General features: G+C 48.8%; 12 protein-coding genes and 1 riboswitch. Of the genes, 4 read left to right on the top strand and 8 right to left on the bottom strand.

Annotation, left to right across the window (positions count from 1 at the left end; all coding sequences use genetic code 11):
* Positions 1-57 precede the first annotated feature (57 nt).
* Both WQ57_RS06765 and WQ57_RS06755 read left to right on the top strand, forming a co-directional pair.
* Positions 58-753, top strand: a complete 696-nt coding sequence (locus tag WQ57_RS06765) for a SurA N-terminal domain-containing protein (protein ID WP_046522993.1) — start codon at positions 58-60, stop codon at positions 751-753.
* Positions 754-1,120: 367 nt separating this feature from the next.
* Positions 1,121-2,080, top strand: coding sequence for a nuclease-related domain-containing protein (locus WQ57_RS06755; protein WP_046522991.1), 960 nt, complete (start codon positions 1,121-1,123; stop codon positions 2,078-2,080).
* 150 nt (positions 2,081-2,230) lie between these two features.
* Here WQ57_RS06755 and gloA2 read toward each other — a convergent pair whose 3' ends face one another.
* On the bottom strand, positions 2,231-2,617 hold the full coding sequence (gene gloA2, locus WQ57_RS06750; protein ID WP_046522990.1) for an SMU1112c/YaeR family gloxylase I-like metalloprotein: 387 nt from the start codon (positions 2,615-2,617) through the stop codon (positions 2,231-2,233).
* Positions 2,618-3,041: 424 nt separating this feature from the next.
* A riboswitch (cyclic di-AMP (ydaO/yuaA leader) is annotated at positions 3,042-3,178 on the top strand.
* A 91-nt stretch (positions 3,179-3,269) separates the two neighbouring features.
* Between gloA2 and WQ57_RS06745 the strand changes: the two genes are divergently transcribed.
* Positions 3,270-4,484: a dicarboxylate/amino acid:cation symporter gene (locus WQ57_RS06745; RefSeq protein ID WP_046522989.1), complete on the top strand. Its 1,215-nt coding sequence runs from the start codon at positions 3,270-3,272 to the stop codon at positions 4,482-4,484.
* 98 nt (positions 4,485-4,582) lie between these two features.
* On the opposite strand, the gene WQ57_RS06740 is transcribed toward WQ57_RS06745, so the two are convergent.
* The 6 genes from WQ57_RS06740 to WQ57_RS06715 all read right to left on the bottom strand — a co-directional run bounded on the left by WQ57_RS06740 (position 4,583) and on the right by WQ57_RS06715 (position 12,477).
* A complete protein-coding gene (locus WQ57_RS06740) occupies positions 4,583-5,761 on the bottom strand; it encodes an amidohydrolase (RefSeq protein WP_046522988.1) in 1,179 nt (392 codons plus the stop codon).
* Positions 5,758-7,005, bottom strand: coding sequence for a Zn-dependent hydrolase (locus WQ57_RS06735; RefSeq protein ID WP_046522987.1), 1,248 nt, complete (start codon positions 7,003-7,005; stop codon positions 5,758-5,760). Before WQ57_RS06735 ends, WQ57_RS06740 begins: the two co-directional genes overlap by 4 nt.
* Before the next feature lie 18 nt (positions 7,006-7,023).
* Positions 7,024-8,229: a hypothetical protein gene (locus WQ57_RS06730; protein ID WP_046522986.1), complete on the bottom strand. Its 1,206-nt coding sequence runs from the start codon at positions 8,227-8,229 to the stop codon at positions 7,024-7,026.
* Positions 8,230-8,516: 287 nt separating this feature from the next.
* Entirely contained in the window at positions 8,517-9,614 is a 1,098-nt protein-coding gene (locus tag WQ57_RS06725) for a GerAB/ArcD/ProY family transporter (RefSeq protein ID WP_046522985.1), read from the bottom strand.
* A 35-nt stretch (positions 9,615-9,649) separates the two neighbouring features.
* Positions 9,650-10,858: a Ger(x)C family spore germination protein gene (locus WQ57_RS06720; protein ID WP_046522984.1), complete on the bottom strand. Its 1,209-nt coding sequence runs from the start codon at positions 10,856-10,858 to the stop codon at positions 9,650-9,652.
* A complete protein-coding gene (locus WQ57_RS06715; RefSeq protein WP_046522983.1) occupies positions 10,855-12,477 on the bottom strand; it encodes a spore germination protein in 1,623 nt (540 codons plus the stop codon). The genes WQ57_RS06720 and WQ57_RS06715 overlap by 4 nt, the downstream gene beginning before the upstream one ends.
* Positions 12,478-12,592: 115 nt before the next feature.
* Between WQ57_RS06715 and WQ57_RS06710 the strand changes: the two genes are divergently transcribed.
* A complete protein-coding gene (locus tag WQ57_RS06710) occupies positions 12,593-12,820 on the top strand; it encodes a YczF family membrane protein (RefSeq protein ID WP_046522982.1) in 228 nt (75 codons plus the stop codon).
* A gap of 56 nt (positions 12,821-12,876) precedes the next feature.
* Here the strand turns inward: WQ57_RS06710 and WQ57_RS06705 are convergent, their stop codons facing one another.
* Positions 12,877-14,292: an MFS transporter gene (locus tag WQ57_RS06705; protein WP_046522981.1), complete on the bottom strand. Its 1,416-nt coding sequence runs from the start codon at positions 14,290-14,292 to the stop codon at positions 12,877-12,879.
* Positions 14,293-14,390 lie beyond the last annotated feature (98 nt).

The following is a 14,390-nucleotide window of genomic DNA, read 5'->3' as shown; positions in this document are numbered from 1 at the left end:
TGCTGATGCTGGAAGTGTGCTAGAATAGCGGACATGCTGGATAAGGGGGAAAATGATATGAAAAGAGTCGCATTTTGGTTTATGTTGATGCTTGTGGGTACTCTTGTATTGGGAGCCTGCAGCAGTGATAGTGCCGATAAGGAAAGCAACAAGGAGAAAAACAACAAAGAGGTTGTCGCTACCGTAAATGGCGAGAACATCGCTTCCGAGGAATACCAGAAAGAGCTGGAAGCAACGAAGGCCATGTACACACAGCAAGGGGTCGACTTTAAAGAAATCGATGGTGAAATGAAGAAGCAGGTCGAGCAATCCGTACTGGACCAATTAATTAATACAAAACTCGTGCTTCAAAGCGCGGAGAATGATGGAATATCTGTTGGACAGAAAGAAATAGATGCCGAAATTGGCAATGTAAAAGGACAATTTGAAGACGATAAGCAGTATCAGGCTGCGTTGAAAGAAAACAAGATTACGGAAGAAGAGTTAACGCAGCAGGTCCGCCAGCAGCTGATTATCACGCAGTACCTCGATAAAAACATTGGTGACGTCAAGGTTTCCGAGGACGAAGTGAAGCTCGTTTACGATCAATACAAGGAACAGGCCGAAAGCATGAAGCAGGAGGTCAAGGACTTCGAAACTATGAAGCCTGAGCTTGAGCAGCAGGCAATTGCGCAGAAGAAGAATGAAGAAGTGAGCAAGCATATTGAGGACCTGCGTGCCAAAAATGAAAAGAATATCGAGATTTTGCTATAGGAGCTGCCCCCTTCCCTGTGTGGAAGGGGTTTTTTGTGGGGTGCGGGGCTGTTCACCTTTTGGGTATGGGGGTGGGTGCGGTTGCTTGTGGATGCGTGGGTGTTCAAGGGTTGGGTATAAGATTGGGGCTGCTGCTTGTGGATGCGTGGGTGTTCACAGTTTGGACACAGGTTTTTCAAATAAAGAGAAAAATTGATGCAATCCGCATAATAATTGATGCAATGCCTTCATTAATTGATGCAATAATAACTTTCTATGATGCAATCCGCTAAAAAGACATACTTAATTAGGAAAAACCCTCCACCAGGAGAAGGATTTCCCTCATATTTACCGAATTCTCCTTCTGTAAAACGAGAGGAGGATTACTTTGTTCATCAAGCATTTTGAAATTCCGCCTATTCTGGAGAAATTGGAGGCTTTGAAGAGGCGTTTGCCAGTCAGTCATCCCAAATGGAATAATATCCAGGAGGAATGGGCCCGCAGGAATGCAGGCTTTAAAGGAGAAAAGACAGTAAATTACTATCTATCCCTTCTGGACGACCACCCCTATCACATTTTCCACAATTTGCGCCTCGCCAATGGATCGCATTTCTTTCAAATCGATTTTCTCCTTCTGACCACCCGATACACCCTCATTATCGAAACCAAAAACATAGCCGGTGAATTATTATTTGACGAGCAAGGTCAGTTGATCCGCACAATAAACAGCAAGACAGACGGATATTCCGACCCGGTCGCTCAGGCCCAGCATCATCAAAGAAGCTTGCGAAAGTGGCTCAAGGCGCATCATTTTCCGCCTATACCCGTTGACTATGTTGTCATCATTAGCCAGCCATCTTCAATCATAAAAATGGAACGAGCTGACCCGGCTGTCCGCCAAAGAGTCCTGCCCGCCTCGGGTCTGCACAATTTTATCTTCCGCTGTGATGGGGCATATCAGGGAGAAATTCTTGATGCTAAGGGTCTTAAAAAGCTCAGCAGGCTCCTCATTAAAAAGAATGTTCCCCTCGAAACAGATGTTTTACAAGAGTTTAGTTTGGCAGAGAATGAGCTTTTACCCGGGGTGCAGTGCCCCAGATGTAACGCACTGCCAATGCAGCCTTTAAAAGCCTGGTGGAAATGCCCGGAATGTGATCATTATTCAAAGGACGCCTATATCCGAGCCATCCGCGATTATTCCCTCCTAGTCTCACCCACTTTTACCAATAACCAGATTCGAACCTTCCTTCAACTTTCATCTGTCCAGAAGACAAGAAGGCTGCTCTCAGGACTGGACTTGTCCTTTAGTGGGAATACAAAATCCCGGACTTATTTTTATCCAGGATGAAACTTGGTGTCACCGTTTGTACACAGGTTTTTCAAATAAAGAAAATAAATTGATGCAATCCGCATAATAATTGATGCAATGCCTTCATTAATTGATGCAATAATAACTTTCTATGATGCAATCCCCGCAAAACGGCTATCAGTGCCTGCGCTATCCCTCATAAATCTCAATCGGCAAGCCGTCCGGGTCGGAAAAGAAGGTGAATTTTTTACCGGTTAACGGGTCGATTCTGATTTCTTCGGCTGTAATCCCGTGCTGCTTAAGGTGGCTGACGGCTTCTTCGATGTTTTCAATCGCAAAGGCCAGGTGCCGCAGCCCGGCTGCCTCGGGGTAGCTTGGCCGCTTGGGTGGGTCCGGAAACGAAAACAGCTCGATTTGATAATGGCCGTTGACTTCAAGATCGAGTTTATAGGAGTTCCTTTCTTCACGGTAAACTTCCCGGACGGGCTTCAGTCCGAGGACATTTACATAAAAGCTTTTTGACTTCTGATAATCTGAACAGATGATGGCGACGTGATGAATTTTGGTGAATTTCAATTTCGCACTCTCCTTGGGTTGGTTTTATCTTTGTGAAAACCGGGAATTATAGGACTAGCCATTATAGGAGGGATCAGCGATGATAAGATTGTTCAGAACAGCATTAAAATGGGCTCCGATTCTTTATCCAATTGTCAGAAAGGTCCTGGCAAGCCGGAACTCCAAGGTCTCCTACCCTAAACGATAGTGGAAGATAGCAACTAGAATCAAGAGCTTGAGGTATCTCAGGCTCTTCCAGGCATGCGCTGTCGTTTCTTTCCTTCATATTAGCTCTGCATGAAACTGTTGCATATCCCATCTGCCTATACATACCTCAGCCGGACTGGCTCGAGATAGGATAAGTTCCTCTGGGCTTGCGCCCGCATAGTGGACTGGATATTTTTTATTCCCAAAACCGCTTATAACTGATATTATATTAAAAAAAATGATAATATCGCTTAATCTTTGAGCGGGGGAACCAATTTTACTTTTATTTAAGTATTTGGGGTGAATCCTTTACAGGTAGGGTACTCTCAAAACCCGAACCCGACAGCTAACCTCGTAAGCGTGTTGAGAGGAAAACACTGCATCCATGCACAGTGGTTTTTACCTCTGTGTATTTTTATTGCCTTTATTTGGTAATTTATAGCACATCGATGAAGGAGGTCACATTATGAAACTATCTACTAAAATTATTATTGCCCTCGTCGCTGGGGGAATCACTGGGCTGCTGATCAATCTGTTTGCACCAGGCATCTTTCCGCAGCTTGACCAGTTTGTGTTCACCCCGCTTGGCAAAATTTTCTTAAACCTGATTAACATGCTCGTTGTGCCAATCGTCTTCTTTTCGATAACATTGGGAACAGCAGGCCTTGGTGATCCCAAAAAACTCGGGAGAATCGGCCTTAAAACAGTTTCGTATTTCCTTATCACTACGTCGATGGCCATCACCATCGGGATTGCGCTGGCCTATGTGTTCGAGCCTGGTAATGTCGGCAGCTTTGACACCGCCAATGCCGAATTTGAATCCAAGGAAGCTCCGCCGGTTTCGGAAACGCTGTTAAACATCATTCCTTCCAATCCAATCCAGGCCTTTGCAGAAGGTAACATGCTCCAGATTATCACCTTCTCTGTCTTTGTCGGCTTTGCCCTCACGATGCTTGGCGATAAAACAAAAGGAATACTCAACCTCGTTGAACAGGGTAATGACCTGATGATGTTTTTAGTCAACCTGGTGATGAAGTTTGCGCCATACGGTACATTCGGCCTGATTGTTTCCGCCGTGGGCAGCCAGGGACTTGATGCGATTAAAGCGATGGGCCTCTATATGTCTGTTGTCCTGCTGGCTCTTTTGATTCATACCATCTTCGTTTATGGTTCATCCGTGGCGTTTTTGGCCAAGAAGAACCCGCTTTGGTTCTTTAAAGGCTTTGCCCCGGCGATGGGCGTGGCGTTCAGTACTTCAAGCAGCAATGCGACCTTGCCGATTTCCATGAGCACCGCCCAAAACAACCTTAAGGTGCCGGAGCCAATCTCAAGCTTTGTCCAGCCGCTCGGTGCGACGATCAACATGGATGGTACGGCAATCATGCAGGGGGTCGCGACGATTTTTATTGCCCAGGTATTCAACGTTGACCTTTCCTTCACCCAGCTGGTCACGGTAGTCCTCACCGCGGTTCTCGCGAGCGTCGGCACAGCCGGTGTGCCCGGAGTCGGCCTTATCATGCTGGCGATGGTACTTAACTCGGTAGGCCTGCCTGTCGAGGGAATCGCACTGATTATCGGAATCGACCGCCTGCTGGACATGACCCGCACAGCTGTAAATATTACAGGAGATGCTGCCTGTGCCGTCGTTGTCGCAGAAACGGAAGCTAAAAGAGAATTATAAGGTGAACTTCATTCAGCGGGGGTTTTCTTCATCACCACAGAATATAAAAAAAATGGCGCTGCCCAAAGAGGCAGTGCCATTTTCTTATGTCCTGTTCCTTACTCGCCGTTCAAGTAGGCCCAGGCATACTGCGCATACAGTTCGGCTCCAGTGGCAAGTGCGTCTTCGTCGATGTTGAAGCGGCCGTGGTGGTGCGCCCACTGTGTGTCTTTGTCGGGATTGCCGCTGCCGACAAGGGCGAAGCTTCCTGGCACTTCATCAAGATAGTAGGAGAAATCCTCGCCGCCCATCGTCGGCTTCTCGTTGTGCAGCACGTCTTCCCCAAAGGCTTCCGCTGCAACGGACTGGACCAGCCTCGCGCTGGCTTCGTCATTGATGACGGCCTGGGTGCCGCGGATATATTCCACATCTGCTGTGGCGCCGTAAATCGCGGCCACATGCTCGGCATAATGCGCCAGCTGTTTTTCAATATGATCGCGGGTTGCCGGATCGAAGCAGCGGACCGTGCCCTCAATCACCGCGTTTTCGGCGATGACATTGAAGCGGGTGCCGACAACCATCTTGCCGACGGTGAGGACGGCGCCCTGCTGGGGATCGATTGTCCTCGAAATCACGCTCTGCACGTTCATGACGAAAGAAGATGCAACAATGGCCGCATCGATGCAGTCTTCAGGCATCGCTCCGTGACCGCCCCTACCCTTGAAACTCACTTTAAAAAGATCGGCTGAAGCGAAAGACGGTCCTGGCGGGCAGCTGACCTTATGTGTCGGCATTTGCGACCAGATATGGATACCGAAAACATTGTCGACGCCTTCAACGGCTCCCTGCTTCACAAGCGCCTTCGCTCCTTCCGCGACTTCTTCGGCCGGCTGGAACAGCAGGCGCACGTTCCCAGGAAGCTCATCCTTGCTTTCATTCAGCGCCTTGGCGGCAATCAGGAGCATCGCTGTATGGGCATCATGGCCGCAGGCATGCATTTTGCCGTCTTCCCTGGAGGCATAAGGGAGTTCCTTGTCCAGCTGTTCGACAGACAAGGCGTCCATGTCGCCTCGAAGGGCAACTGTTTTGCCGGGCTTTCCGCCTCTAATCTCGGCGATCACCCCGGTCGGTTCTGTGCGCCGGTAAGATATGCCGAGGTTCTCAAGGTACTCGCACACAAACCTCGTGGTGTTCTCCTCTTCCCAGGAAAGCTCCGGCTCGCTGTGGAGCTTTCTCCTCAGTTCAGTCAATTCCTCGCTGTATTCTTTGATGGCTTCTTTTATTTTATGTGAAATCAAGATTGTTCTACCTCCGTTAAGTGCTTTGCACCTTCATAAAAGATTTCGGCGGCACTGGCAATATGCTCCGAATCCGACCATTCCTCCGGGCAGTGGCTCAGGCCATTTTTGCTTGGAATGAACAGCATGCCGACATCTGTAAAATCGGAAAATACCATCGCATCGTGTCCAGCCCCGCTGTTGATTGGGGTATGCTCAAGTCCTTTTTTCTCGCTTAGTTGTTTGAACAGTGAAATGATCCCTTCATTCAGGGCCTTTGGCTTCATGTATAAAAGCTGCTTCACAGACGTTTGGATTCCGCCTGCAGCGACGGACTGTACAAGCTCCTTCGTTTTGGCGACAGCATGCTGGACATGCTCTTCATGCCCGGAGCGGATGTCGACAGAGAATACCACTTCATCCGGAATCACATTGGCGCCGTTCGGGAATACGTTCAGCCTGCCGACTGTTGCCACCGTGCCATGGCCTGCTTTGCTGGCGAGTTCCGGCAGTTCGGCAATGATTTTCGAAGCCGCGACCAATGCATCGGCTCGGCGGTCCATCGGCGTCGTGCCGGCATGGCCCGCCTGCCCTTTCACCGTCACTTCAAGCTGGGTCAGGCCGACGATCGCTTCAACAACTCCAATCGGAATGTTCTTCTCTTCCAGGATTGGCCCTTGTTCGATATGCAGCTCGAGGAAGGCCTTCATCGTCTTTGGATCTCTAGCCTTGGGGAGCGCCGGATCCAAGCCGATTTTTTTCATCGCTTCTTCAGCTGTGATGCCATTTTTGTCTTTCAGCTGCCTGAATCCCTCTTCGTCCAGGAGGCCGGTGATGCCGCGCGAACCCATCAGTCCGCCGCCGAACCTTGCGCCTTCCTCTTCGACGAGCGCGACGATCTCCAGCGGGTATTTCGGCTTGAGGCCGTTCTCAAAGAAAAGCCGGGCCACTTCCAGGGCAGCGACTACTCCCGCAGGCCCGTCGTAATCTCCTCCGTTTGGCACCGAGTCGAAATGGGAACCGATCAGGACGCTTGGCGCTTCGGGAATACTTCCTTCCAGCTTGCCAAAGATATTGCCAAAGCCGTCCTCCCTCACCTGCAGGCCATACTCCCGCATTTTTTCTATTAGATAGGTGCGGGCCTGCAAATCTTCCTGGCTGTAGGAAAGCCTGGTCGTTCCCTGGCCCGGCGTTGCTGTGAACCGGCTCAACGCCTTGATATGTTGCTCAATCTGTTCTTTAGAGGCTGTTTTTAATCCGTTCATGTTCTTCTCCTCCGTTTTTTACAAGAATCCGACAAAGATGCCTGCTAATACGACTGATACGATGGTGACTGTGATGAATCCGCCGACAAGCATTGGCGGCAGCATATGGCTTGTCAGGACTTCCCTTTCCTGCTCATCGTCAGTAAGCGACTTGATGACTTCGTCGGTGATGATGTAGTCCGCCGGGAATCCGTACAGTGCGGTCAGCGAAACGGCAAAGGCCATTTCCTTGCTGACTTTCATGATTTTGCCGACGATGAATGAAAACACGTACATGCCGATGATGCCGATAATGATGGTCCCAATAAGCGGGTAAAGGATTTCCAGCATCATGCTTGGCGTTGCCTGCTTCAAGCCGTCAAAGATGAACAGCATCAGCGCCATAAGGGCGAAACCAAATCCATTTGCTTTTTGCAGGACCTGCCTTTCAAGGAAACCGGCGCTTGACGCAAGCACCCCGAACAGCAGGCAGAGAATGAATGGACTGATGCTGACAACGGGTGCTAGCAGGGTCGAGACAAGGTAGGCAAGATAGCCGACGAGTGCCAGCCTGAAAAACTTGAAGAAATCCGTATTGTATTTTTCGGGCATGTTTTTAAACAGCCTCAGTCCTTGGGAGCCAGCCTCGGCTGCAGCGGCACTTTCAGCCTGGGCTTCCGGAGAAACCTTGATGCCAAGCTCTCCGCTGCGGTACAGCTTCAGCAGCCGTTTCCCTTCCTTTTTCAGCATGACCGACGTGATCGGGTAGCCCGCAAATCCTTGGATAACATAGATGACAACCGCAAACACGGACAAAGTGACAAGGCCGGCATTGCTGGCTGCCTCTGACATGATCAGTGCTGAAACCACGCCTCCGACCAATGGCGGGATTGCAACCACCATTGTTTCAAAGCCGAACAGCAGCGTGCCGATTCCTAATAAAAACACAACGATTCCCAAAATGCCGCTAAGTGCGATGACAATCGTCTTCCACTGTTTTTTCAATTCCTGCAGCGATAGCAGCGTGCCCATATTGGTGATGAGCAAGTACATCATTAGCGTGGCCACAACTGGCGGCACGCCTGCTACTGCGACGATATCCTGCGGGAAGAAGGTCCAGTAACCGAGGAGGAACAGGACCGCACACACGAACATCGACGGCACCCACGCCTTCGTGCGGACTGCGACTAAATCTCCAATAAATAAAATAAATATGATGATCACCAGTGCGAGCATCTGTGACATAATAGTTCCCCCTGACCTTCATGGTTGATTTGTTTTTTCGTCTAACGAAAGGTTGTAATGATTTATTAGAATAATAATATAATTCTACTTTTCGGTCAATTTAATTTTTTAATTCCCTGTAGATAAAACGCTTTCCTTTCGATTTTGCTTTATCCCTTGCTAATTTGAATACGATTAATAGTTTGATTTAGATAATATTTTCCCGAGATTGATAACTGGGCTAATGGCAAAAAAAGGGGCCAGCCAGATGCTGACTCCCATATTCATTACCAATGACGATTAACTCTTCAGGCCTGCTTTTTGCGATTTTTTAAATAGGCAATTCCTAACAGGAACACGGGGACCAGGACCAGGAAGAACGGCTGCAGGGTTTTCGCCATTAGCCCCAGCCCTTCCTTGATGTGCTCAGAGTAGCTGCTCGCAATCGTAATAGACATGAATAGCACCACTAGCCCAAGCGGATAAACCAGCCTCGACGGTTCTTTAATGTTAAACAATATGGCTGTGCCTGAGACCGCTGCGTAAAAATATAAAGACACCTTAAAAAAAATCCCGATTATCACCGACACCATGAAAAAGACATCGAGCCTCTCAAGGAATTCCGCCATTTGTATGCTTTGAACAGTCGTCAGCAGGGGAAATTGGGAACGCGTCAGAATCTCGACCCCCTGCACGCTAATATTGATTGCCATAACGATGGATAGATTAATTCCAGCCACAAACAGGCCGAACATGCCTGCCCCCAGCCCAGAATCTTTATTGTCCAAGTAGGGCAAAATCATTGAAAAGACCACCGCTTCACCAAACGGAACAGATATGGTTTCGGTCGCAACCACTTTCAGGACGCGTCCCCAGCCTTCCTCCAATACAGGCATTAGCTGGGTCAGTTCTATTAAGCCGGAGGATACGATGAGAATGAATCCGATAACCGCCAGCAAATACAACAGCAGAAAAAACAGTTCCCCCGTCCTTGCGAGTACTTCAATCCCTTTTATGACCGCATATACAACCACCATGATCAGCATGGCATTGACGATAAACAGCGGAGTTTCGACATAGGCAAATGTCAGGAGCATCTCCCCGAAATCACGGAGGACCCTGGCAGCGAAGTACATGAAAAGCACGATATAACTAAATGCAAGCAGCTTCCCGAAAAATTTCCCCAACAGCTTTTGCATATATTGTATCGGTGTGATTTCAGGATAGTAACGGTACAGCCGATAATGGGCCCCAAATAGGAGAAAGCCTCCCGCCATCCCTACCAGGATGGCGATCCAGGCATCCTGTTTGGCTCCGGAGGCAATGGGGACCAATACCGCACTGCCAAGTTCAAATAACACAATCATGACAAACAGCTGATAGGCACTGATTTTTGCCTTTTCCATATCGCCCAGCATCCCTTTTTATGACAAGTAGTTTGTTAGTTCCTTTTATGTGGATTATTGCGCAAGCCTGTACGCCGTATAAAAGCCTCCACGGTTACATCCACTTTTAATTCAGGAAACTGAGCATCATGCCACTCGGCCTTCAGTTTCTTCCATTCCTCCGGGTATGAGCGGTGGATACTCTCTCCAAACCCAAAAACATCACTCTTGGCCTTTTGAGCCTGCTCCACAGCGGTTATGAGCTCCGCCTCAATCTCCTTTTCAAATGCTTTTTCCAATTTTAAAAGGACTTTAGGGTCATCCAGCTGAAGCTGGACTCTAGTCTCGCCTATATTTCCTTCCGCTTGCACTTGAATATTTATTGCTGGCTTGCCCTGTTTCAGTTTTGCGGTGACTTTCGTATTTTGACGGATTACCTCATATACCACGGCATCCTGTTTATCCTCCCAGTCGATGCTTATGTTTGTACCCTTAAGTTTATCAAGAATCCAGACAGTGCCCCTCGCTGCACTTCCTTCGGCCCAGTCCACGAGTTTACCCTCCCTGAATAGGCCTAGGCTGCCTAGCCCAATTCTGGCAGGCGGCTCCGTTTGATGGGTGTTCTCAAGGGCCACTCCCTCTTTGGGATCTCCTTCGATGATGAAGCCGGCTATCACTGGCTCTTTTCCTTCCGCGGTCAAATCTTTGATGATATCCTGGACATTCATGGTGACATGCTCGCCCCGCTGCTGTTCGGCAAACCTTAAATTTTTAATTACTTTGTTTGCCGGAATCTTGTCCACAGGTGTAAGCACTTTTACCAGTTCACCCGCAGTGGTTCCCTGGGCAATGACTAGAACAGAGGTCATGCGGAATTCAGCGTCTCTCTCAATTGCATCCAGAATAAGCTCGATTCCTTCTTTTCTGGCAAGCTCTTCGCTCACTACCAAAAGATTAGTATGGGCATAGTAGCGTATCCGGGGGAGTTTTTGGGTAGCTTGCCGGTTTGTTGCCACAATGTTATCGCCCTCGGCAGTATAAATTGAAACGGGCGGTGCATTAGTACCGGCGCCTCCCCCTTGCAGCCCTCCAGCAACGTTGGCAGGATTTATGATCTGAAGAGTGGCGGTATACCCGCCTCCTTCCTTTAAATCAATTCCCATTGCCGAGATAATTGCTAAATCGTTCAGCTCCTTCTGGCTCCAGCAGCCTGAAAGGAGCAAGCTGCAGGCCGCCGGAATAAGGCACCGATGGATCCATTTCATGTCTGGCCCCCATTCTTTTCCGAAGTGCGTTTCATACCCCGGCTTTCGTCTGGCTTTGGCTTCTGGTTGTCTCCGACCCTGGTCTCATTCCTGTCAGACGCAACCAGCTTTGGCCGTTTTTTTTGAGCCCACATTGGCATGCGGACTAGCGTATCGCCAATGTTAGACGGAATAACCGGAGCAATCGGCGCTAAATACGGCACTCCAAATGACCGCAGACTGGTCAAATGGACGGTGAGCATCACCAGACCAAGAATGATTCCGTAAAAACCAAAGGTAGCCGCCGCAAGCATAAACGCAAATCGGATCAGACGCGCCGATATGGCAACGGTGAAGGAAGGGGTGGCGAAATTGGCAATCGCGGTAATCGCAACGACAATGACCATTGCAGGGGAAACAATCCCCGCCTGAACGGCTGCCTGGCCGATGACAAGGGCGCCAACAATCGAAATGGCCGATCCAACCGCTCTTGGCATCCGGACTCCTGCCTCGCGCAAGATTTCAAACGCGACTTCCATAATAAGCGCTTCCACGAACGCCGGAAATGGAACAGTTTCCCGCTGGGCGGCAATCGCGATCAGGAGCCGGGTCGGAATCATTTCTTGATGGAAGGTTGTCCCGGCAATATAACTGGCCGGGGCAATAATTGAGATGAAAAAGATGAGAATCCTCAGAAATCTTAATGCCGTCGCAATATCAGCACGACCATAATAATCTTCTACCGACTGGAAAAATTGGATAAACAGCGCTGGGGCAATCAGGACAAACGGAGTCCCGTTGACAATGATGGCCACTCGCCCTTCAAGCAGGTTACCTGCAACCATATCCGGCCTTTCTGTGTGATAATAGGTTGGGAACGTAGTCAGGACATGTTCCTCTGTCAGCTGTTCGATATAGCCAGATTCAAGGATGCTGTCGATTTCAATCCTTTTCAGCCTGCTGCGGATCTCGTCGACAATTTCATCTTTGGCAATTCCTTTAATATACACTATTGCCACATCGGTTTTGGTGACGGTACCAATTTTCATCATTTCATTCCATAAATCCGGATTTTGAATCCGCCTCCGGATTAGCGCGATATTGGTCCCAATCGACTCGGTAAACCCGTCCCTCGGACCGCGGACTGTAACCTGGCTTCCAGGTTCCTCGATGGACCGTTGCTCGCCTCCTCTTGTACTGGCGCTCAATGCCTTTGAGAAGCCATCTATCAGGATAACCGTATCCCCTGCCATAAGCGATTGAAAAATACTATCCCATTGATGATGAACAGCTACATCCCCAAGCGCCACCACCTCATCCAGGAGAATGTCAAAAGGATCCCTTTTAGGATGCTTCTCGTGCAATTCCCGATTTTTAATGATCGATTCAATCAGGAAATCGTTGATTGTCTTTTTATCGGAGATTCCCTCCACATATACAATTGCCGTCCGGATTCCCAGCTTTTCATCAAAGGAAGCCTTACGGATCACAATGTCTGTGCTGCTGCCCGTTTTGTTTCTGATATAATCCAATTGATCCGCCAATGAAGGATGGATCACCTGGCAAAATTCCGGAGGTTGGCTGTGCTGGTTATTTCGCTTCCTGGCTTTCCTTTTTTTGCTTTTGAAAAATGAAGGCATCTCCCGTACCTCTCTGCTTGTGAATTTCCATAGAGTTCCCTAATTATTCCTAGTGTCCCAATAAACTCCTTTCTAATACCAATAAAAATGGGAACAATAGGTCAAGGTGATTATAATGAAAATAATTGGAATCTCACTCCTGATTTTAGGGTCATTAATGGGTCTCTCTTTGGCGACAGACCTCTATATGGGTTTGGAGCCGAGAACCTCGGTCAGGAATGCCATCAGCCCGCTAACGATAATGGAAACACCCGAATATGCGGTGTTTATCACCCTCATCCTGATTCTGATTTGGCGGACTCTGTTACATGCATTTAAGGAAAGGCAAAAGAGGCAAACCTAGAGTCTTTATGAAAAAAAAGCCAGCCAGTTGAACTGGCTGACTTTCCTCAGTTTGTATTAGTTCCCGCGCTTTTCCGCCAGGTCGGCAGCAAGCTGCAAGGTCCTCTTCTTATTCAAAGGATAGAAGAAGACAAGAACGATGAAGATGAAGGTGTAAATCAATGCCGGTACCAGGGTGCCGAGAGCATAGATGCCGTCGAGCGCTTCCTGTGTCTGAGTCTGGCGGGCGGCGTTATAGCCGACAGCGGCAATGGCGAAACCGCCGATTCCGCCGGCGACCGCCTGGCCGACTTTGCGGGCCATCGAGTAGACCGAATAAACAGTCGCATCTTCGCGGAGGCCTGTAAGGTATTCATGATAATCGATGACATCGGTAACGAATGCCCAGACGACAAGGTTGAAGAACGCAAAGCCCAGCATGCCAATCGCTGTTATGGCGACAAATTGCATCGAAGTCAAGCCCGGCAAAAAGTACAATGCATAGTAGACGAGTGCAGCAACCGCCATTCCGGCAGCGGCTGTTTCTTTTTTACCGAACTTCGCCACAAGCGGTTTGACCGCCGGGATGGCCACAAACACCGCTCCGGCCTGGACAAGACCAAACATGCTTAACGCAGCTGCGTTGCTGAAATAATCCTTGAACAAGTACACATTGACAGCCCCGACTAGCATCGTGCACACCATAAAGGTCAAGGAGGCAAGCAGAATCGCAAGCAGCGGTTTATTCTTTAACAACGCTTTCATGGATTGGCCAAAATTCCCGCCCTGTCCCGTATTTTCCGGAACGACGATCCGTTCGGTTGAAAGCTTGTAGCAGCCGATGTAGCAGGCCATCGCCAGAACGCCAAACACGACAGCTGTCATGAACATGCGATTGGCATCAATCTGGTTGTCGACAAATACCACCAGCGGACCAAGCACGTTGATCAGCAGGCTCGCAATCATTGCCCCCATCGTTCTCCATGTGGATAAAGTCGTCCGCTCCACAGGATTAGACGTGATGACAGACGCCATTGAACCATAAGGGATGTTAACGGTGCTGTACAGCGTTCCCCAGACAATATAGGTAACAAACGCCCACGCCAGGTAAAATCCATCCGACATTCCCGGGATGGTGACGAACATCAGCACACCGGAAAAGACGAGCGGAAAGCTCATTCGCAGAATCCAAGGCTTGAACTTGCCATTCTTTGTTGGCTTGCGGGTATCAATGAAGCGCCCCCAAACCATGTCGGCAACGGCATCCCACAGACGGGCCACCAAAAACAGAACACCGACCGTTGCAGCACTGATATGGAATACATCCGTATAGAACACCATCAAAAAAGCGGATACAAGTGTAAAGAAGAAATCGTTTCCAAGGTCGCCAAATAAATAACCGAATTTGTCTCTTGCACCAAATGGACGGGTCTTTTTCTCATCCACGCCTGAAGATATCGGTTGCTGGTCTAGTTGTTTTGCAGCCTCACCCATTTTTTTACCTCCACTACATTAAGATTTACTGCCTATTTTTAATATTCCTATAGCTGAAAGTGTTTACATTCCAAATTATATAGATAATAATAGATTTA

Origin of the sequence: Mesobacillus campisalis (assembly GCF_000986785.1) — a bacterium.
In the GTDB taxonomy this organism is placed as follows: Bacteria; Bacillota; Bacilli; order Bacillales; family Cytobacillaceae; genus Mesobacillus_B; species Mesobacillus_B campisalis.
The sequence above is the reverse complement of the archived record's forward strand: the minus strand, read 5'-3'. Positions and strand labels throughout refer to the sequence as shown.

Bases quoted from the DNA above. Each gene is read 5' to 3' on its own strand.
- WQ57_RS06765 (WP_046522993.1), top strand. From the start codon at position 58: ATGAAAAGAGTCGCATTTTGGTTTATGTTGATGCTTGTGGGTACTCTT.
- WQ57_RS06745 (WP_046522989.1), top strand. From the start codon at position 3,270: ATGAAACTATCTACTAAAATTATTATTGCCCTCGTCGCTGGGGGAATC.
- WQ57_RS06735 (WP_046522987.1), bottom strand. From the start codon at position 7,005: ATGAACGGATTAAAAACAGCCTCTAAAGAACAGATTGAGCAACATATC.
- WQ57_RS06730 (WP_046522986.1), bottom strand. From the start codon at position 8,229: ATGTCACAGATGCTCGCACTGGTGATCATCATATTTATTTTATTTATT.
- WQ57_RS06725 (WP_046522985.1), bottom strand. From the start codon at position 9,614: ATGGAAAAGGCAAAAATCAGTGCCTATCAGCTGTTTGTCATGATTGTG.
- WQ57_RS06720 (WP_046522984.1), bottom strand. From the start codon at position 10,858: ATGAAATGGATCCATCGGTGCCTTATTCCGGCGGCCTGCAGCTTGCTC.
- WQ57_RS06715 (WP_046522983.1), bottom strand. From the start codon at position 12,477: ATGCCTTCATTTTTCAAAAGCAAAAAAAGGAAAGCCAGGAAGCGAAAT.
- WQ57_RS06710 (WP_046522982.1), top strand. From the start codon at position 12,593: ATGAAAATAATTGGAATCTCACTCCTGATTTTAGGGTCATTAATGGGT.
- WQ57_RS06705 (WP_046522981.1), bottom strand. From the start codon at position 14,292: ATGGGTGAGGCTGCAAAACAACTAGACCAGCAACCGATATCTTCAGGC.